This is a genomic window from Hafnia sp. HMSC23F03 (assembly GCF_001816025.1).
GTDB lineage: Bacteria > Pseudomonadota > Gammaproteobacteria > Enterobacterales > Enterobacteriaceae > Hafnia > Hafnia paralvei.
The window spans coordinates 214,288-233,224 of record NZ_KV824231.1; the positions used below are offsets into that span (position 1 = coordinate 214,288).

The window sequence follows — 18,937 nt, forward strand, 5'->3', positions numbered from 1 at the left end:
AGATAACACCATGGAAATCTTCCATCTGGAAAACCATCCGCACGTAGAGCTGTGCGATCTGCTGAAACTGCAAGGCTGGAACGACAGTGGCGCGTCAGCCAAAAACGCAATTGCTGACGGCTATGTGAAAGTTGATGGGAAGATCGAAACCCGCAAACGCTGCAAAATCATCGATGGACAGACCGTAACCTATAACGGTCAAAGCGTGCAGGTAAAAGCGTAATTGCTTACGCAAGATACGAAAAAGCCGGCTGATGAGCCGGCTTTATTATTTCTAATCAGAATGCGTTATTTACGGCGCCACGTCGTGCCCTGTGGACCGTCTTCCAACACGATGCCCAACGCATTCAACTGATCGCGTGCGGAATCCGCCATTGCCCAATCTTTAGCTGCTCGCGCATCGTTACGCTGTTTGATTAGCGCTTCGATCTGAGCAACTTCGCTATCATCAGCCTGAGCGCCGCCTTGCAGGAAGACTTCAGGATCTTGTTCCAACAAACCTAAGATCTTCGCCAGTTTACGCAATTCAGCCGCCAGCGCATTAGCCTGAGCCATGTCTTCTGATTTGAGACGGTTCACTTCGCGTGCCAAATCAAACAGCGCCGAATAAGCTTCTGGCGTGTTGAAATCATCATCCATCGCTTCACGGAAGCGGGATTCAAACTCGTCACCACCCGCAGGCTCAGCCTTAGGGTCGGTACCACGCAGCGCAGTATACAGACGATCCAGCGCCGAACGAGCCTGCTTGAGGTTCTCTTCGCTGTAGTTCAACTGGCTACGATAGTGACCAGACATCAGGAAGTAGCGTACCGTTTCGGCATCGTAGTGCTGTAACACATCACGGATAGTGAAGAAGTTACCCAGCGATTTAGACATCTTTTCGCGGTCGATCATCACCATACCGGAATGCATCCAGTAGTTCACATACGGGCCATCGTGAGCACAGCTCGACTGAGCAATTTCATTCTCATGATGTGGGAACATCAGGTCTGAACCGCCGCCGTGAATGTCAAAATGCGCGCCTAACTGCTTGCAGTTCATCGCAGAACACTCAATGTGCCAACCTGGACGGCCAGGGCCCCATGGAGATTCCCAGCTAGGCTCACCCGGCTTAGACATTTTCCACAGCACGAAGTCCATCGGATTGCGTTTTACATCAGCAATCTCAACGCGGGCCCCCGCTTGCAACTGCTCCAAATCCTGACGAGAAAGCAACCCGTAATCAGGATCGGTATCAACGGCAAACATCACGTCACCGTTGCTGGCGACGTATGCATGACCACGCGTAATCAGTTGTTCAACGATCTCAATAATCTCTGGGATATGGTGCGTCGCTCGTGGCTCAAGATCTGGACGCGCAATATTCAGAGAATCGAAATCTTTATGCATCTCTGCCAACATGCGTTCAGTCAGCTGATCGCAGGTCTCACCGTTTTCCAGCGCACGTTTGATGATTTTGTCATCCACGTCAGTCACGTTACGCACATATTTAAGGTTGTAGCCTAAATAACGCAGATAACGCGCAACCACATCAAAAGAAACAAAGGTACGCCCGTGGCCAATGTGACACAGATCGTAAATGGTTACCCCACACACATACATACCGACTTCACCGGCGTGAATAGGTTTGAATTCCTCTTTCTGACGACTGAGTGTGTTAAAAATCTTTAGCATCGGGGTATCCGTGAGGTTTGACATAAAATATAGGTGTATTGAACCGCGAAGAAAGGCCGTTTGCAAGAATAACCCCTGTTTTCACCTGTTTGGTTGGCGATTTCTTGTGTTCTCTCTGGTTTTAGCTTTTCAGGGAATTTTGCAGGCTGGGGGCATTTTCCGTTATCGTAGTGACGTACCGCAAAGAAAGGCGTGCGGCTAACTGCGACAAAAGGATGTCAGCCCGCTACGCATCGGCTACAATCGCTTTCTTTCGTCCTAAACATCAAAAAACAGGATTATTGTTATGGTTACTTTCCACACCAACCACGGTGACATCGTCATCAAAACTTTTGACGACAAAGCACCGGCTACCGTTGCCAACTTCCTGGAATATTGCCGTGAAGGTTTCTACGACAACACTATTTTCCACCGTGTTATCAACAGCTTCATGATTCAGGGCGGCGGCTTCGAACCTGGCATGAAACAGAAAGAAACTAAAGCTCCGATCAAAAACGAAGCTAATAACGGTCTGAAAAATACACGTGGCACACTGGCGATGGCTCGTACCAACGATCCACATTCAGCCACAGCACAGTTCTTCATCAACGTGGTTGATAACGACTTCCTGAACTTCCGTTCAGAGCGCCCAGACGGCTGGGGCTATGCCGTTTTCGCTGAAGTGGTTGAAGGTCTGGACGTTGTAGACAAAATCAAAGCGGTTTCTACTGGCCGTAGCGGTATGCACCAAGATGTTCCACGTGAAGACGTGATCATCAAAAGCGTCACTGTTAGCGAGTAATCGTTTTCTGATGCGCACGCTATTTATTGCAGATTTGCATCTTAGCGAACAGGAACCGGCGATCACCGCCGGTTTTCTTCGTTTTTTACAGCGTGAAGCCTATCAGGCAGATGCTTTGTATATTCTCGGCGATTTTTTCGAATATTGGATTGGCGATGACGACCCACAGCCGTTGCATCGTGAAATCGCCTCCGCGCTGCACGATCTTACCAATTCAGGCGTTCCCTGTTATTTCATCCACGGTAACCGTGACTTTCTGATTGGAAAACGTTTCGCTCAAGAGTGCGGAATGACGTTATTACCGCAGGAAAAACGGCTGTCGCTGTATGGACACCCCATTCTTATTATGCACGGCGACACGCTGTGTACCGACGATGTGGATTACCAACGCTATCGTCGAAAAGTGAATAATCCGTTTATTCAAAAGCTATTTTCGTGGTTGCCGCTACGCACCCGCTTAAATATCGCGGCCAAAATGCGCGATCGCAGCCAGATGACCAACGATGGTAAGTCAGAGGCCATCATGGACGTCAATCAGCAGGCTGTTATAGAAGCGTTAGAGAGAAATCAAGCCGAGTGGCTGATTCATGGGCATACACACCGCCCCGCAATTCACAACGTTGACATGCCAAACGGCGAGCAGGCGAAACGCGCGGTGTTGGGCGCATGGCATTATCAAGGATCGATGATAAGCGTTACGCCCGAAGGCATTGAGCTGATTGAATTTCCATTCTAAGCGCGCAGCGTGGCTACGCGCCTATGCTTAGTATTCGTTACCAACCACGCGGCTACGATAGCTTTCCCAATCGAAATTAACCCACAGGCTGTTGCCTAAACTCATTCGGTCCATCACACGTTCACCCAACAGCGTATTCATGCTCTGAACATTCAGGTTAGAGAGCATACCGGTTGGGCGTTTAGACGAAGAGCGGCGATCGACAATTTGATTGATAATCACTTTTTCATAACGCGATTCAGTCTGTACCCCAATCTCATCAATCACCAACAAATCTACCGCGCTAAGATCTTCCAGCAAGCGTTCTTCAGTGGTGTCACTATTACCGCTGAATGTTCCTTTCATACTCGACATCAAATCCGCCACGGTAACAATCAACACCGATTTATTACGCAGAATCAGATCGTTGCCAATCGCAGCAGCCAAATGATTTTTTCCTGTGCCGGGTTTGCCAGAAAACACAAAGCTAGCAATATTGCCATCGAACTCTGCGGCATACTGGCGAGCTCGTTCAAGCGCGATGCGTTGACCTTCACACTCGACTCGGTAATTATCGAACGAGCAGTTCATATGCAAAGGACGGATACCAGAGCGTTTAAAAACGCGCTGCATTTTCATCGCCTGATTTTCGCGTGAAATTGCTTCGGAGCGCTTACGCCCCTCTTCTTCCTGCCAAATACGCCACTCTTCAGCATTGGTGAACTTAGGTGAAACATGAGCAGGCATCATTTTTTTCAATCTCTGCATCAGGTTCATGCTAGCGGCATCTTTCATCATTAACCTCTAAAACCTTTAGGGATGGAATAGTCTTGTTCGCCTATGTCATTGATATCACGTTTTGGCTGGCCGCCGTTACTCATGCGGTTTTGCTGTATGCTGCGTGCCAGTTTTTGCTGCCATTGCACATGGTGGAAGGCTTTCCCTCCCGCCTGCCAATAAGCCACAAAGGATGCTAACTCAGTGGGCGTGACGGGAGCGGTAAGGATACATCCCCACATAGCCGCCATACGCAAAAAATCCGCGTCTGGCTGCCAGCCGGGATACATCACAAATTTGCCCAATGGCGTTGGAATTTGGGTCGCAGCAGGAGCCACTGCTTCATCACTGAATAGACACTCCTCCAAAACGACGTCTGAATTGGCACGGCTAGCAGCCTCTTCAAAGGCTAACAGCTCAGCCATTCTTTCCGGCGTAACAGCGTAAAAAATCGGCATGTTGTTATCAAGCACGGTGATCACACCGCGATCGCCGGATTTTAACGCCGTCTCCGGATCGCGGCTAAATGTGTCTAGGCTCGTAATTGAAGAGGCCAAAATTTTGACAGACATGTTTCTTTTTACTCTGATGAAGTGTGAACTGATGAAAGCGAGCAACGGTTCATACCGGCCGAATGCTTATTGACCGCAGACTTTTTCAGGTCTGGGTTATGTGGCGGTATATTACCAGCCCATACAGTATAAATCAGTCTTATATCGAATGAGAGAGGGAATGAAACCTCACACGCTCATCAAAATGGTTAGTACTGCCACGCCGACGCAACCGTTTTCGTCACCCAAAACACGTGATATACTTCGCACCTCTTTACCTGCTCAGTGAGTACTGAGTTGCCAAAGTCAGTAAGTTAAACAGGAGCTTGCCATCAATGCCAGCCAACGTTGTTCCGGCTAACCCGTCAGGGGCAAAAATTGCCATCGTGATGGGTTCCAAAAGCGATTGGGCCACCATGCAGTTTGCCGCCGAAGTTTTGACCCAGCTTGATGTTAAGTTCCATGTGGAGGTGGTTTCCGCACACCGTACTCCCGATAAATTATTCAGCTTTGCCGAGCAGGCATCCGAACAAGGTTTCGATGTGATTATCGCCGGTGCCGGTGGCGCGGCACATCTACCAGGCATGCTTGCTGCTAAAACGCTGGTTCCCGTGCTTGGTGTTCCGGTACAAAGCGCAGCGTTAAGCGGCGTAGACAGCCTCTATTCTATCGTACAGATGCCGCGAGGAATTCCGGTTGGCACGCTGGCGATTGGCAAAGCTGGGGCGGCAAATGCAGGTTTGCTGGCCGCACAAATTCTAGCGCTGCATGATCCTATGCTGGCGCGTCGCATGGCGGCATGGCGTCAGGCACAAACCGACGAAGTACTGGCTCATCCTGACCCACGGGAGGAAGCATGAAACCCGTTTGCGTCTTAGGTAATGGACAGCTTGGACGAATGCTACGTCAGGCCGGCGAGCCACTGGGTATCACCGTTTTCCCAGTGGGTCTAGATGTTGATCCTGAAGCGGTTCCTTGGCAGCAAGGCGTCATTACCGCAGAAATAGAGCGTTGGCCTGAAACGCCATTAACGCGTGAATTAGCTCGCCATAACGGTTTTGTGAACCGCGATATTTTCCCGCGCTTGGCCGACCGTCTAACGCAAAAGCAACTGCTTGACGAGTTAACACTCGCGACGGCTCCGTGGCAGTTGTTGTCCAGCGCCGGTGAATGGCCGACGATATTCAGCAATATCGGTCAGTTTGCCATAGTGAAACGTCGTACCGGTGGCTATGACGGGCGAGGACAGTGGCGCATTCGTCCCGGCGATGAACCACAGCTACCTGACGATGCCTACGGCGAATGCATCGTCGAGCAAGGCATCAACTTCTCCGGTGAGGTTTCTCTGGTTGGCGCTCGTGCTCGCGATGGGCACTGCGTATTTTACCCTCTGACACACAACCTGCATGAAGACGGCATCTTACGTACCAGCGTGGCATTGCCACAACCCAATCCGCAGTTGCAGCAGCAGGCAGAGCAAATGCTCAGCGCGATCATGAACGAGCTTGATTACGTCGGCGTCATGGCCATGGAATGTTTCATTGTTGACGATAGCCTGTTGATTAACGAACTGGCTCCGCGAGTGCATAACAGTGGGCATTGGACACAAAATGGCGCGTCAATCAGCCAGTTTGAGCTCCATCTGCGTGCCATTCTCGACTTACCGCTACCGACTCCCGTGGTCAGTACACCGTCAGTCATGATTAATCTGATCGGCACCGAGCTGAACTATGACTGGTTAGCATTGCCCCTCATCCACCTCCACTGGTACGACAAAGAGGTACGTGCGGGGCGTAAAGTTGGGCATCTTAACCTGAATGACCGCGATCCCGTGCTTCTTGCGGAAACATTACGAGCAATCTCGTCCCATCTCCCTAACGAATATCAAAGCGGGCTGGTTTGGGCACAGGAAAAACTAGCATCCTAAGCACCAAAAAAGCGGAGCCTAAGCGCTCCGCTTTTTTGCTAGTAATAAAATGATCAAACATGGGCAGGTTCTAGCGTACCCCTGTTTTTAGCGCCCATGAGCTCAGAAGCCCTAGCGGAATATAACACCACGCGATCTCGCCCTTCCTGTTTAGCCTGATACATTGCCGCATCGGCATAAGCGACACATTGCTCAGCGCTAAGTGCATTGTCTGTCACGGTATAGACGCCAATGCTTATCGTGACTTTATCTGGGACATCTTGAGCAAATGGCGAATTCACGTGGTCGCTAATACTCATCCGGATCCTATCAGCTAAAAGCACAGCATCTGCCCGTCCAATACCATTCAGCATGATAGAGAATTCCTCTCCACCGATACGCGCAGCAATATCGGTTTTGCGAATTGAGTATTCTAATGTTTTAGCAACATATTGGATCACTCTATCACCGGTCACATGACCATAAATATCATTCACCCGTTTAAAGTGATCGATATCAGCGACCAGTAACGTTATCGGCTCTTGCTCTGAAACCGTCTTCATCCGCTGAATTAACGCATCGTAATAATAGCTGCGGTTGTATAACCGAGTCATGGGATCTCGAATAGAATTCTCGTAAGAGATTTGATAATCGCTGCGTACCTTTTGGTACAACTTAAATATATCGAACAGAAACGCCAGCATAACAATAAAAGTCGCGAGCACCTCAAACAGATGAGCGCCGTACCAAGCTAAAGAAGCTAAATAGTTGCTGCCGCTAAGCAACAACGTACTACCAAGAAAAGCAATACAGCTCAGGCTTAAACTTGCCCAAAACCCACTTCTAGCACCCGCAAAAAAAATCACCGAAGAGGACGTAACACCCCATAAAATAACCAAGTATAACCCTATAGCACTGCTCCAAAAGTTATCATAGGTAAGATGTTTTTCATCCACGATGGATAATGCTAATACCTCACTGTGACTTGAAACAAAGTAAGCAAACAAAAATGAAAGCGAGGTTAAAAATAAACAGCAACCAACGACGAAATAAATATTAATAAAGGATTTATGACGAAGGCGATAAACCAGCAATGAAAATAGAATCAATATTGCCATCGTCGCGCTGCGGAATATGAAATAGATAGCCATATCATTGGCATTCGTTCCAAGCCCACCTTCAGTAAAGACAACTCCTGGATAACTGAGAAGTTTACTAACCAGATAAATAGATGAAACACCATAAACAAATGCCAAAACCACCAGATATAAATGATTTCGCTCAAAGTTAAACTTCATTAGCATGAACAGCGCCAGCAATCCATGCAAAACCAGAATGACAGAGGTTGATACTGGGAATAGAGCCTCTAAAACAGGCATTCGCAAGTAGCCATATTGCCGGAAAAAAATGAAAAGAACGGTTAAAACCGTTAGTGAAAGCATTGTAAACCGATTTATTTTCACAGACTCATTTTCTCTGCCAAGCCTATCCATACATAATATCCCTTTAATAAATCAGCAAACGCATCCATATCTTCGCGTGCAATTCTTTAAAATTATATTACGACTGAATTAGATGACATGCAATTATTTATAATGCAATCAATAAAGAACATTCAACAAACAAATTAAATATCAAAATTCATTCATTAAACAATATTAATTAAGTCCATAAAGTGAAGGTTTATAATAAAAACGAGCACCCGAGAAGGCATGCTCGCCACGATTAATATTTAATTAACGCTTTAACAAGCGCGAACCTAAAAAACCGCCGCACAGAGAAAGCAAGATCGCGCCACTGATTGGAACCAAGAACCACATTAAATAGTTTGGTTCCCATGGAAAATCAAATACCTGCCGCTGTAATAGCCAAAGCGCGGCTTCCGCTCCTGCCGCCGCCGCAATACCTGAAACTAACCCGAGTAATGCAAACTCACTCCATAATGTGCGGCGTAATAAACGCATACCCGCACCGAGCGTGCGATAAACCGTTAACTCCTGACGCCGCTGCTGCATCCCAACCTGAACCTGCGCCATCAGCAGCAATACACCGCAGATAATCACCAGAATCACCATGACTTCTAATGCACGGCTTACCTGCTGTAATACCTGTCCAGCCTGCTGCAAAATCGCGCCAATATCCAACAAACTCAGCGTTGGGAATTGACGATTCAACTGAGTCAGCAAGCGTTCATCGCCGGTATAGCGGAAGCTGGTTAACCATGTTTGAGGTTGGTTATCTAGCGCATGCGGAGGGAAGATAAAATAAAAGTTCGGCCGCAGGCTTTCCCAATCCACTTTACGCAAACTGGTTATTTTCGCACTGAAGCTCTGGGTATCACCGCTGAAGGTCACCTCATCACCTAGGCCTAAACCAAGGCGCTCAGCAATCCCCTGCTCTATCGACACCTCTCCGGCTTTAGGAGGCCAATAACCCGCGGTTAATGGATTATGCTCTGGCAAATCAGCTTGCCATGTCAGATTAAGCTCGCGATTGACGGCTTCACCGCCCGGCGCATCTTCCGCAATCAGCTTCGTCGCCTGCTGACCATTAATTTCCGTCAGCCGTACCCGCACCACCGGATAGAACGTCCGAGCCTCCACCTGATGCTGGCTGAGGAACGCCCTCACCTGTGGAACCTGCTGTTCCGTCATATTCAGTAGGAAATAATTTGGGCTGTCCGGCGGCAGCTGTTGTTGCCAACGTTCGAGCAGATCGCCATGCAGTACCAACAATAGAGCCAGTAACATAAACGACAGCGAAAACGCCGCCAGTTGGCTGATGGTTGCCGCTGGTTGACGCAATAGCCGGTTTACCGCCAACCGCAGCGCCAGATTTTTCAATGTGAGACGACGTAGCAGTATTAATCCGCCCCAGCCGACCACGCTTAACAACAGGGCTAACGCCAACATTCCCAGCAACAACGACCATAGCAGAGTGCTCAATCCGACCAGAGCAACTAACCCCGCAACTAATATCAACGCGGTAATCGGCAGGTAATAGCGCAGCGGCCACACCACACGAAATGCATCGCTACGCAACACGCGCAAAGGCTGAGTTGCCATCAGTTGACGATAGGGTCTTAGCCCGACAATCAATGAAATCAGCGCCATGCCACCTAGCGCCCAAACCCAAGGCCAACCGCTAGCAGCAGGAAGCTCCGCAGGTAACACCGGTGCAAGCAGGCGAATGAGCAGGCTTTCAAATAATAATCCCAGCGCACTCCCGGCTACCCCCGAAACCAGCAGCAACGCTAGCCATTGCCCTGCAATCAAACGTAGCAGCGTTTTGCGCCCGGCTCCCAATGTTTTTAGGATCGCCACCAGTTCATAGCGGCTGCGGCAATAGTGATTCATTGCCACCGTCACCGCCGCAACCGCGAGTAATAAAGTCAGCAATGCTGACAACAAAAGGAACTGCTGCGAACGCTGTAACGATTTACCCAATGTTCCACCAGACTCCTCCAACCCGAACAGCTTTTGATCGGCTTTCAACTGCGGTGTCAAATACTGAGTAAAGCGCTGTATCGCATCGGCAGGGCCTGCAAACATATAGCGGTAGCTCAAACGACTGCCCGGTTGTATAGCCCCGGTTTTCTCAACGTCAGACAGATTGATCAGGATCCTTGGCGCCGTTTGAAACGGATTAAAACCGTTGTCCGGCTCCTGCACGACAACACCCGCCACTTTCAGGGTGGTGTCCCCCACATCCAAGTCATCACCTATTTTGAGATTTAACAGCGCCAGCAAGCGAGAGGCCACCAGCACCTCACCCGGCTCAGGCCGCAATCCGGCTGGGCGCGTAATCAACTCACCATAAAGCGGATACAGCGTATCCGTGGCCTTAACATCCGCTAACTGTGGTTTATCTCCTGCAAACGTCATCGTCGTAAATGACAGTTGGCGACTGACCGTTAGCCCATCCGATTGCGCCTGAGTTAGCCAATCTTCATTAGCCGGATGCGCGCTGCGCAGCACTTTATCACCCGCCAGAAAATCACGGCTCTGCTGGCTCAGCCCACGCTCCATGCGATCGCTGATGCTGCCTAATGCCAAAACACAGGCCACGGCCAGCGTTAGTGCCATCCAGACAATCAGCAGCGAAGGCGATTTCCATTCACGCCAAAACCAACGCAGAATCATACTTCCTCCTGCAAAACACCTTCCACCAAACGCATTCTGCGCTGACAGCGCGCCGCCAATTGCGGGTCATGCGTGACCAGAATCAGGGTGGTAGCAAAATCGGTGTTGAGTGAGAACAGCAACTCTGCAATGCGGTCACCGGTATGACGATCGAGATTGCCGGTTGGCTCATCAGCAAACAGCACTTTAGGTCGTCCGCTGAACGCACGAGCCAGCGCCACTCGCTGCTGCTCACCGCCAGAAAGCTGCGCGGGTAGGTGATTCAGACGCTGACCTAATCCCAACTGTTCTAAAAGCTGCACTGCCTGTTGGCGGCTTTGACGCTCGCTGTCACCACGTAGCAACGCGGGCAACTGCACGTTTTCCAGCGCGGTTAACGTTGGCACTAACATAAATGATTGGAACACAAATCCGACGTCCTTCGCCCGCAACGCTGCACGTTTTTCTTCATCCATCAGGTCTAAACGCTGCCCCAACAGAGAAACCTCTCCCGAGGTTCCGTCATCTAAGCCAGCTAAAATTCCTAGCAGCGTTGACTTACCCGATCCGGACTCACCAATAAGCGCTAATGTCTGCGCCGGTTTGACAACCAGCTCAACTCCGGTAAGGATGGATAACTGACTCTCACCCTGACCGACCTGTTTGGCTAAATGATGAACTTCAAGAACATTTTCCGTTGGCATATCCCTTTCCTTCTTCTATTCAGCCTGTTGTGTGGGCGGGCGATGGCCGCAGATACATTGCTGATATTAGGTGATAGCCTAAGCGCAGGCTATCGGTTATCTGTTGCTGATTCATGGGCCACGCGTATGGCACAGCAGTGGCAAAAACTCACACCGCCAATTACGGTCGTTAACGCCAGTATCAGCGGCGATACCGCTGAGCAAGGTTTAGCGCGTCTGCCGGCGCTCTTGAAACAGCACCAGCCACGCTGGGTGCTGATTGAGCTCGGTGCGAACGATGGGTTACGCGGTTTCGCACCCGCCGATATTGAAGCCAATTTAGATAAAATCATCACTCAGCTTCAGCAAGCTAAAACTCAACCTTTGCTGATGCAAATTCGGCTGCCACCTAACTATGGACGCCGCTATACCGAAACCTTCGCGGCAATGTATCCGCAGTTGGCAAAACGGTATCAAATCCCCTTAATTCCATTTTATATGGAGCAAGTCGCGCTAAAACCCGAATGGATGCAGCAGGATGGGTTACATCCCAACGGCGACGCACAGGCGTTTATTGCGCAGTGGATGAGCGAACAGCTGCGCCCATTGCTGACGAATACCCATCAGTAATGTTTTAATTAAGCATCTTTAATGCCGAGTCAAAAGGTTTACATAGGTAAAGTTATGCAAAAAGCTATCCTTATCACCGGCTGTTCCAGTGGAATCGGACTCACAGCGGCACAGGATCTCCGCAACCGAGGGTATCGTGTGTTAGCTGCTTGCCGTAAGCCGCAGGACGTCGAGGTGATGCGCGATCTGGGCATGGAAGGTATCGAACTGGATCTAGACGATAGCGCCAGCGTCGAACGTGCTGCCGCAGAGGTCATTCGTCTTACGGAAGGACGCCTCTATGCGCTGTTTAATAATGGCGGTTTTGGCCTGTATGGCCCGCTCAATACCATCAGCCGGTCTGAGTTAGAAAGGCAGTTCGCCAGTAACCTGTTCGGCACCCATCAGCTCACTCAGCTATTGCTGCCGATCATGCTGCCGCACGGCGAAGGCCGAATTATTCAAACGAGCTCGGTAATGGGGCTGGTTGCCACGCCGGGACGCGGCGCTTATGCCGCCAGTAAGTTTGCCCTTGAAGGCTGGTCTGATGCATTACGTATGGAGCTACGTGGCAGTGGGATTCATGTCTCCCTGATTGAGCCCGGCCCGATTAATACACGCTTTACTAAAAACGTGCATCAGATGGATAAAGACAAACCGGTGACGAATCCGGGGATTGCGGCGCGCTTCACCTTAACGCCAGACGCCATTTTGCCCAAGCTGCATCATGCGTTAGAGAGTCATAAACCGAAGCTTCGCTATCCGGTAACTCTGGTAGCCCATGCGCTTACCGTGTTACGCCGCATTTTACCAGGCCGTATGCTGGACAAGATCCTGAGCGGGAATTAATAGGCCGGCATTGTAAATAGCCGAATTACCCCCATATCGGTACATATGTTAAGCGTCTGAGAGAAACAAGAATGCTAAATAATTCCGTTATTAACGTCACTGAAGCTAACCTACACCAGACGCTGGAACAATCCGCGTCCATTCCGGTGCTGTTTTATTTTTGGTCTGAACGCAGCCAGCATTGCCTGCAGCTCAACCCTATTCTCGATAAACTGGCCTCTGAATATGCAGGGCAGTTTGTTCTCGCTAAGGTCGACTGTGACGCCGAGCAAATGGTGGCATCACAGTTTGGTTTGCGCGCAATTCCTACTGTATATCTGTTTAAAGATGGTCAGCCGGTAGATGGTTTCCAAGGCCCACAGCCAGAAGAGTTCATCCGCGAACTGCTGGGTCGCTTCTTGCCAAAAGAAGAAGAGCTGAAAGCAGCTCAGGCTGCAGAGCTTATCGCAGAAGGTAAAATGGCCGAAGCATTACCGCTGCTGAAAGAAGCGCGTGCGCTGGATCCAAAACGCAGCGATATCGCCCTCTCGCTGGCGGAAGTACAGATCGCCCTTAACCGTAGCGACGATGCCGAAGCCATACTGGCGACCATTCCATTACAGGATCAAGATTCCCGCTATCATGGCTTGGTGGCTCAAATAGAACTACTGAAACAAGCTGCGGACACCCCTGAAATCCAACTGCTGCAAAAACAGGTCGAAGCAGAGCCTGAAAACGCCGTTATCGCCGCTCAACTGGCGTTACAACTGCATCAGGTCGGTCGCAACGAAGAAGCGTTAGAATTGCTAATGACTCACCTACGTAAAGACCTCGCCGCCGCCGATGGTGCAGCACGTAAAACGCTGATGGATATTCTGGCCGCGCTGGGAAATGGAGATGCGTTAGCGTCTAAGTATCGGAAGCAGTTGTATTCGTTAATGTACTAAGTGCAACCCATTCTTTAGGTTCTTCTAAGTTCGCATGGAGACTGGTTTCATCCGCTAATCGTGTTTTCATGAAACCATCACAGTAGGCATACGGACAGAGAACACCACCTGTGGTCTCTGTCCTTCATCGTCGATGATGAACCAATACAGCGCTATATTTCTTACACTGTCATTGCGTAATCGTTAGCATACAAAGTCTCAAACTATCGCTATCTCTATCAACACGCCAAACTATTTCCTTGTGATCCCCTTCCCAATTCCTATACAAACTCTCGCACAGCAACCCGAAAAAAAGACGCTCAGTTAATAAATTAATTCATTGTTTTATTTGTTTTTTTATTCCTTTCGCACCCGCTTATACCTTTTCATCTGCCCCTTAAAATCTATTTGCATATACTTGTCTATACAAGTATATGTTAATCAATAACGGCTTTTGTTAAACACTAGTTAACTTAAAACTACTGATATCTGAACTGATAACGCGAAAGGAAAATAAAAGTGACTCTCCCAAACCGACTGCGTGAAATCGATATCCGCGCTCCGCGTGGTACTCAACTGAATGCCAAGAGCTGGCAAACCGAAGCCCCTCTGCGCATGCTGATGAACAATCTTGACCCCGATGTAGCTGAAAACCCACATGAATTAGTGGTTTATGGCGGTATTGGTCGAGCGGCTCGCAACTGGGAGTGTTACGACAAAATCGTCGAATCACTCAAAAATTTGAACGATGACGAGACTCTGCTAGTCCAGTCTGGTAAGCCGGTAGGCGTATTTAAAACCCACAGCAATGCGCCACGCGTATTGATTGCCAACTCCAATCTGGTACCACACTGGGCAACGTGGGAGCACTTTAACGAGCTCGACGCCAAAGGCTTAGCCATGTATGGCCAGATGACCGCCGGCAGTTGGATTTACATCGGCAGCCAAGGCATCGTGCAAGGTACCTATGAGACTTTCGTTGAAGCTGGACGTCAGCATTACAATGGCGATCTGACGGGGCGTTGGGTACTTACTGCAGGTTTAGGCGGTATGGGTGGTGCACAACCACTGGCTGCGACAATGGCGGGCCTCACTTCGCTGAATATTGAATGCCAGCAAAGCCGCATCGATTTCCGTCTCAAAACCGGCTATGTCGATGAACAAGCCACGAATTTGGATGATGCATTGGCCCGCATCAAGCGATACACCGAGGCAGGTAAAGCGATCTCTATCGCGCTGTGCGGTAACGCAGCCGAAATTCTGCCTGAATTAGTTCGCCGTGGCGTACACCCCGATATGGTGACCGACCAAACCAGCGCACACGATCCGTTAAACGGCTATCTGCCAAAAGGTTGGACATGGGAAGAGTACCGTGAACGCGCACAAAGCGAGCCTGCATTAGTGGTTAACGCCGCTAAAGAGTCTATGGCAGAGCACGTGGTCGCAATGCTGGCATTCCAGAAAATGGGCATTCCAACCTTCGACTACGGCAACAACATTCGCCAGATGGCAAAAGAGATGGGCGTCGCCAATGCCTTTGATTTCCCAGGTTTTGTTCCAGCCTATATTCGCCCTCTATTCTGCCGCGGCGTAGGCCCGTTCCGTTGGGCTGCGCTATCAGGCAATCCAGAAGATATCTATAAAACCGATGCAATGGTGAAAGAACTCATTCCTGATGATGAGCACCTGCACCACTGGCTGGATATGGCGCGCGAGCGGATTCATTTCCAAGGATTGCCAGCACGTATCTGCTGGGTAGGTCTTGGCCAACGCGCCAAACTGGGTCTAGCGTTCAACGAAATGGTTCGCAGCGGCGCACTTTCAGCCCCTATCGTGATTGGTCGTGACCACTTGGACTCCGGCTCAGTCGCCAGCCCAAATCGCGAAACTGAATCCATGCAGGACGGTTCAGACGCGGTTTCTGACTGGCCATTACTGAACGCCCTGCTGAACACCGCCAGCGGCGCGACTTGGGTGTCATTGCATCACGGCGGCGGCGTGGGTATGGGCTTCTCGCAGCATTCTGGCATGGTTATCGTATGCGACGGTACTGATGAAGCGGCGGAGCGTATTGCCCGAGTGTTGCATAACGATCCGGCAACCGGCGTGATGCGTCACGCAGATGCAGGCTATGAGATTGCGATTGAATGTGCACGCGAGCAGGGACTCAACCTGCCAATGATTACCTCCGTTCAGGGGAAAAAATAATGTACGAATTAATGCTTCAGCCAGGAAAAATCACGCTCAGCCAGCTACGTGAGATCTATCATCATCCCGTTCATATTCAGTTGCATAGCAGCGCTCGCGATCCCATTCGCCAAAGCGTCGCCTGCGTTGAACGCATCGTTGCTGAAGGACGTACTGCCTACGGCATCAACACTGGCTTTGGTCTGCTTGCGTCAACGCGCATAGAGGCCTGTGATTTAGAAAATCTACAGCGCTCTATTGTACTTTCACACGCGGCTGGCGTCGGCAGTGCCAACGATGACGCGGTGGTACGTCTAATCATGGTGATGAAAATCAACAGCCTAGCGCGCGGCTTTTCAGGGATCCGTGAAGAAGTTCTGGATGCGTTGATTGCTTTAGTCAACGCTGAAGTCTATCCACATATTCCCGTGAAAGGCTCGGTGGGTGCCTCCGGTGATTTGGCACCTCTGGCACACATGAGCTTAGTTCTGCTGGGTGAAGGCCAGGCGCGTTACCAAGGTGAATGGCTACCAGCCACACAAGCGCTGGAAAAAGCTGGATTGAAGCCCATTCAGTTGGCCGCTAAAGAGGGGCTAGCGCTACTCAACGGCACTCAGGTTTCCACCGCTTATGCGCTGCGTGGCCTGTTCGAAGCTGAAGATATGTTTGCTTCTGCCCTCGTATGCGGCGGATTAACAGTTGAAGCCGTGCTAGGTTCACGCAGCCCATTCGACGCGCGTATTCATGAAGTACGTGGCCAAATTGGACAAATAGACAGCGCAGCCGCCTACCGCCATCTGCTCGGCGAGCGTAGCGAAGTTTCTGATTCCCACCACAACTGCGGCAAAGTGCAAGACCCGTACTCATTACGCTGTCAGCCACAGGTCATGGGCGCTTGTTTGACCCAAATCCGTCACGCTGCCGCCGTGCTTGAAATTGAGGCCAACGCGGTTTCCGATAATCCGTTGGTTTTTGCTGAACAAAATGACGTGGTTTCCGGCGGTAATTTCCATGCCGAGCCCGTTGCGATGGCGGCCGATAATCTGGCGCTGGCGCTGGCTGAAATCGGGGCACTGTCTGAACGTCGCACATCGCTGATGATGGACAAACATATGTCACAGCTGCCACCGTTCTTGGTCAACAACGGCGGCGTAAACTCTGGCTTTATGATTGCACAGGTCACCGCAGCCGCTTTAGCGAGCGAGAATAAAGCATTGGCGCACCCTTCCAGCGTTGATAGCCTGCCAACATCGGCTAATCAGGAAGATCATGTCTCGATGGCTCCGGCGGCAGGCCGCCGCCTGTGGGAAATGGCTGAAAACGTACGTGGAATTTTGGCCATTGAATGGTTGTCAGCCTGCCAAGGGCTAGATTTCCGCAACGGCTTGAAAACCAGCCCGCGGCTAGAACAAGCGCGCCAGCTGTTACGCGAAAGCGTGGCTTATTACGACAAGGATCGTTTCTTCGCCCCCGACATTGAAGCCGCCAGCCAGCTATTAGGTTCCGGCCAGCTTAAAGCGCTGATCCCTACCGCGCTGCTGCCTAGCCAAGCCTAAGCCCTATCTATATCACCCCAATCGACGTCAAGATGCAGCCAATACGCCTGCCTCTTGACGCGTGACGGGGATAAATATCTGCTCGAAAACACACAGGGAATTTATCCCCTGTGTAGGTGGCCTGTACCTGCCAGCCACATAACAAAAATATGACGGGATAAAACATGCAAAATAATAATGAAACATCAGCCTTGCAACCTCATAACACATCGCATCTCAAACGTGGTCTGAACGCTCGCCACATTCGTTTTCTCGCCCTCGGTTCAGCCATTGGTACCGGACTTTTTTACGGCTCCGCAGGCGCTATTCAGCTTGCGGGCCCTGCTGTGCTACTGGCCTATCTGGTGGGTGGCTTAGCCGTATTTATGGTCATGCGTGCGCTGGGTGAAATGGCGGTGCACCAACCCGTATCAGGTTCTTTCGGACACTACGCGAGCCGTTACCTTGGCCCACTAGCCGGATTTATTACCGGCTGGACATACACTTTCGAAATGGTGATTGTCGGTATGGCTGACGTTACCGCCTTCGGCATTTACATGGGGCTCTGGTTCCCCGACGTTTCCCAATGGATATGGGTTTTAAGCGTGGTTTGCTTTATCGGCGCTTTAAACCTCTGCAGTGTAAAAGTGTTTGGGGAAATGGAGTTCTGGCTGTCACTGATTAAAGTGGTGGCCATTGTAGCCATGATCGTTGGTGGTGCAGCCATCATGATGTTTGGTTTTGGTCAGCACGAACAGGCGACTGGATTTAGCAATCTATGGCAACACGGCGGCTTTATGCCGAACGGTATCACCGGCGTTATCGCGTCGTTAGCGGTCGTGATGTTTGCCTTTGGTGGAATCGAGATTATCGGCGTAACCGCCAGTGAAGCCCGCGATCCAGCCAAAGTGATCCCGAAAGCCATTAACACCGTACCCGTGCGCATCCTGCTCTTTTACGTGCTTACCCTGATGGTGTTGATGGCTATTTATCCGTGGAACAGCATCGGCCAGCACGGGAGTCCGTTTGTCGAGATTTTCAAAAGTCTGGGAATTAGCTCAGCGGCGCACGTTCTCAACGTCGTAGTCATTACCGCAGCCATCTCCGCGATTAACAGCGATATTTTCGGCGCAGGTCGTATGATGTATGGCATGGCGCAAGATGGACAGGCTCCCAAATGCTTTACCAAACTCACCGCGGGCGGTGTGCCTTGGATGACAGTGTTGGTAATGGCGATTGCGCTGCTGACGGGAGTGGTGCTGAACTATCTGATCCCTGAGAAAGTCTTCCTGATCATCGCCTCAATCGCGACTTTCGCCACCGTTTGGGTGTGGCTGATGATCCTGCTTTCTCAGGTCGCTATGCGCCGCCAGATGAGTAAAGAAGAAGCCGCTACGCTGAAATTCCCCGTCCCGTTTTGGCCATTGGCTCCGGCACTGACCATCGCGTTCATGGCATTTGTCATCGCACTGCTAGGATATTTTGAAGATAGCCGAGTCGCTCTCGCCGTCGGCGTGGTGTGGATGGCATTTCTGACACTGGCATGGTGGATGTGGGTGAGAAAGCCCAAAAATGCTGAGTTGAACAATTTCACCACTGAAACCGAGACGGAAATCTAAGGCTATTCACGCCTCCTCTTATTCA

General features: G+C 50.4%; 17 protein-coding genes. 11 read left to right on the forward strand and 6 right to left on the reverse strand.

The features are described 5' to 3' along the window. Nucleotides 1-10 precede the first annotated feature (10 nt). On the forward strand, nucleotides 11-223 hold the full coding sequence (gene ybcJ, locus HMPREF3091_RS13530) for a ribosome-associated protein YbcJ (RefSeq protein WP_004847089.1): 213 nt from the start codon (nucleotides 11-13) through the stop codon (nucleotides 221-223). Between the two features lie 65 nt (nucleotides 224-288). On the opposite strand, the gene cysS is transcribed toward ybcJ, so the two are convergent. Further along, nucleotides 289-1,674 (reverse strand): cysteine--tRNA ligase, encoded by a 1,386-nt coding sequence (cysS, locus tag HMPREF3091_RS13535; protein WP_070716411.1) that lies wholly within the window; start codon nucleotides 1,672-1,674, stop codon nucleotides 289-291. A gap of 286 nt (nucleotides 1,675-1,960) precedes the next feature. Between cysS and ppiB the strand changes: the two genes are divergently transcribed. Together ppiB and HMPREF3091_RS13545 are read left to right on the forward strand one after the other, a co-directional pair. Then, on the forward strand, nucleotides 1,961-2,455 hold the full coding sequence (gene ppiB / locus HMPREF3091_RS13540; RefSeq protein WP_004847094.1) for a peptidylprolyl isomerase B: 495 nt from the start codon (nucleotides 1,961-1,963) through the stop codon (nucleotides 2,453-2,455). Nucleotides 2,456-2,465: 10 nt separating this feature from the next. Then, nucleotides 2,466-3,191: a UDP-2,3-diacylglucosamine diphosphatase gene (locus tag HMPREF3091_RS13545; RefSeq protein ID WP_004847097.1), complete on the forward strand. Its 726-nt coding sequence runs from the start codon at nucleotides 2,466-2,468 to the stop codon at nucleotides 3,189-3,191. Nucleotides 3,192-3,218: 27 nt separating this feature from the next. Here HMPREF3091_RS13545 and dnaC read toward each other — a convergent pair whose 3' ends face one another. Continuing rightward, a complete protein-coding gene (dnaC, locus tag HMPREF3091_RS13550) occupies nucleotides 3,219-3,947 on the reverse strand; it encodes a replicative helicase loader DnaC (protein ID WP_371272845.1) in 729 nt (242 codons plus the stop codon). A 20-nt stretch (nucleotides 3,948-3,967) separates the two neighbouring features. Then, nucleotides 3,968-4,519, reverse strand: a complete 552-nt coding sequence (gene dnaT / locus HMPREF3091_RS13555) for a primosomal protein DnaT (RefSeq protein WP_070716413.1) — start codon at nucleotides 4,517-4,519, stop codon at nucleotides 3,968-3,970. Between the two features lie 314 nt (nucleotides 4,520-4,833). Between dnaT and purE the strand changes: the two genes are divergently transcribed. After that, nucleotides 4,834-5,358, forward strand: a complete 525-nt coding sequence (gene purE / locus HMPREF3091_RS13560; protein WP_004847104.1) for a 5-(carboxyamino)imidazole ribonucleotide mutase — start codon at nucleotides 4,834-4,836, stop codon at nucleotides 5,356-5,358. Further along, nucleotides 5,355-6,425, forward strand: a complete 1,071-nt coding sequence (gene purK, locus HMPREF3091_RS13565; protein WP_070716414.1) for a 5-(carboxyamino)imidazole ribonucleotide synthase — start codon at nucleotides 5,355-5,357, stop codon at nucleotides 6,423-6,425. The genes purE and purK overlap by 4 nt, the downstream gene beginning before the upstream one ends. A gap of 53 nt (nucleotides 6,426-6,478) precedes the next feature. Here purK and HMPREF3091_RS13570 read toward each other — a convergent pair whose 3' ends face one another. The 3 genes from HMPREF3091_RS13570 to ybbA all read right to left on the reverse strand — a co-directional run bounded on the left by HMPREF3091_RS13570 (nucleotide 6,479) and on the right by ybbA (nucleotide 11,229). Further along, nucleotides 6,479-7,897: a sensor domain-containing diguanylate cyclase gene (locus tag HMPREF3091_RS13570; protein ID WP_070716416.1), complete on the reverse strand. Its 1,419-nt coding sequence runs from the start codon at nucleotides 7,895-7,897 to the stop codon at nucleotides 6,479-6,481. Nucleotides 7,898-8,140: 243 nt separating this feature from the next. Further along, a complete protein-coding gene (gene ybbP, locus HMPREF3091_RS13575) occupies nucleotides 8,141-10,546 on the reverse strand; it encodes a putative ABC transporter permease subunit YbbP (RefSeq protein WP_070716418.1) in 2,406 nt (801 codons plus the stop codon). Continuing rightward, the gene (ybbA, locus tag HMPREF3091_RS13580; protein ID WP_004847112.1) at nucleotides 10,543-11,229 is read right to left on the reverse strand and encodes a putative ABC transporter ATP-binding protein YbbA; all 687 of its coding nucleotides are present in this window, start codon (nucleotides 11,227-11,229) and stop codon (nucleotides 10,543-10,545) included. Before ybbA ends, ybbP begins: the two co-directional genes overlap by 4 nt. Here ybbA and tesA point away from each other — a divergent pair. The 6 genes from tesA to HMPREF3091_RS13610 all read left to right on the forward strand — a co-directional run bounded on the left by tesA (nucleotide 11,200) and on the right by HMPREF3091_RS13610 (nucleotide 18,912). Beyond that, nucleotides 11,200-11,838: a multifunctional acyl-CoA thioesterase I/protease I/lysophospholipase L1 gene (gene tesA / locus HMPREF3091_RS13585; protein ID WP_035503200.1), complete on the forward strand. Its 639-nt coding sequence runs from the start codon at nucleotides 11,200-11,202 to the stop codon at nucleotides 11,836-11,838. The two genes, ybbA and tesA, sit on opposite strands and share 30 nt — an antisense overlap. A gap of 54 nt (nucleotides 11,839-11,892) precedes the next feature. After that, nucleotides 11,893-12,666 (forward strand): SDR family oxidoreductase, encoded by a 774-nt coding sequence (locus tag HMPREF3091_RS13590; protein WP_070716420.1) that lies wholly within the window; start codon nucleotides 11,893-11,895, stop codon nucleotides 12,664-12,666. Between the two features lie 71 nt (nucleotides 12,667-12,737). Then, entirely contained in the window at nucleotides 12,738-13,592 is an 855-nt protein-coding gene (locus HMPREF3091_RS13595) for a co-chaperone YbbN (protein WP_004847116.1), read from the forward strand. A 498-nt stretch (nucleotides 13,593-14,090) separates the two neighbouring features. Further along, nucleotides 14,091-15,779: a urocanate hydratase gene (gene hutU, locus HMPREF3091_RS13600; RefSeq protein WP_070716421.1), complete on the forward strand. Its 1,689-nt coding sequence runs from the start codon at nucleotides 14,091-14,093 to the stop codon at nucleotides 15,777-15,779. Next, complete coding sequence (gene hutH, locus HMPREF3091_RS13605) at nucleotides 15,779-17,314, forward strand: histidine ammonia-lyase (protein ID WP_070716423.1); 1,536 nt, start codon at nucleotides 15,779-15,781, stop codon at nucleotides 17,312-17,314. Before hutU ends, hutH begins: the two co-directional genes overlap by 1 nt. A gap of 164 nt (nucleotides 17,315-17,478) precedes the next feature. Then, on the forward strand, nucleotides 17,479-18,912 hold the full coding sequence (locus HMPREF3091_RS13610; protein ID WP_070716425.1) for an amino acid permease: 1,434 nt from the start codon (nucleotides 17,479-17,481) through the stop codon (nucleotides 18,910-18,912). Nucleotides 18,913-18,937 lie beyond the last annotated feature (25 nt).

Excerpts from the sequence above, each read along its gene's own strand:
- ybcJ (WP_004847089.1), top strand. The coding sequence starts at position 11 with ATGGAAATCTTCCATCTGGAAAACCATCCGCACGTAGAGCTGTGCGAT.
- cysS (WP_070716411.1), bottom strand. The coding sequence starts at position 1,674 with ATGCTAAAGATTTTTAACACACTCAGTCGTCAGAAAGAGGAATTCAAA.
- ppiB (WP_004847094.1), top strand. The coding sequence starts at position 1,961 with ATGGTTACTTTCCACACCAACCACGGTGACATCGTCATCAAAACTTTT.
- HMPREF3091_RS13545 (WP_004847097.1), top strand. The coding sequence starts at position 2,466 with ATGCGCACGCTATTTATTGCAGATTTGCATCTTAGCGAACAGGAACCG.
- dnaC (WP_371272845.1), bottom strand. The coding sequence starts at position 3,947 with ATGAACCTGATGCAGAGATTGAAAAAAATGATGCCTGCTCATGTTTCA.
- dnaT (WP_070716413.1), bottom strand. The coding sequence starts at position 4,519 with ATGTCTGTCAAAATTTTGGCCTCTTCAATTACGAGCCTAGACACATTT.
- purE (WP_004847104.1), top strand. The coding sequence starts at position 4,834 with ATGCCAGCCAACGTTGTTCCGGCTAACCCGTCAGGGGCAAAAATTGCC.
- purK (WP_070716414.1), top strand. The coding sequence starts at position 5,355 with ATGAAACCCGTTTGCGTCTTAGGTAATGGACAGCTTGGACGAATGCTA.
- HMPREF3091_RS13570 (WP_070716416.1), bottom strand. The coding sequence starts at position 7,897 with ATGGATAGGCTTGGCAGAGAAAATGAGTCTGTGAAAATAAATCGGTTT.
- ybbP (WP_070716418.1), bottom strand. The coding sequence starts at position 10,546 with ATGATTCTGCGTTGGTTTTGGCGTGAATGGAAATCGCCTTCGCTGCTG.
- tesA (WP_035503200.1), top strand. The coding sequence starts at position 11,200 with ATGAACTTCAAGAACATTTTCCGTTGGCATATCCCTTTCCTTCTTCTA.
- ybbA (WP_004847112.1), bottom strand. The coding sequence starts at position 11,229 with ATGCCAACGGAAAATGTTCTTGAAGTTCATCATTTAGCCAAACAGGTC.
- HMPREF3091_RS13590 (WP_070716420.1), top strand. The coding sequence starts at position 11,893 with ATGCAAAAAGCTATCCTTATCACCGGCTGTTCCAGTGGAATCGGACTC.
- HMPREF3091_RS13595 (WP_004847116.1), top strand. The coding sequence starts at position 12,738 with ATGCTAAATAATTCCGTTATTAACGTCACTGAAGCTAACCTACACCAG.
- hutH (WP_070716423.1), top strand. The coding sequence starts at position 15,779 with ATGTACGAATTAATGCTTCAGCCAGGAAAAATCACGCTCAGCCAGCTA.
- HMPREF3091_RS13610 (WP_070716425.1), top strand. The coding sequence starts at position 17,479 with ATGCAAAATAATAATGAAACATCAGCCTTGCAACCTCATAACACATCG.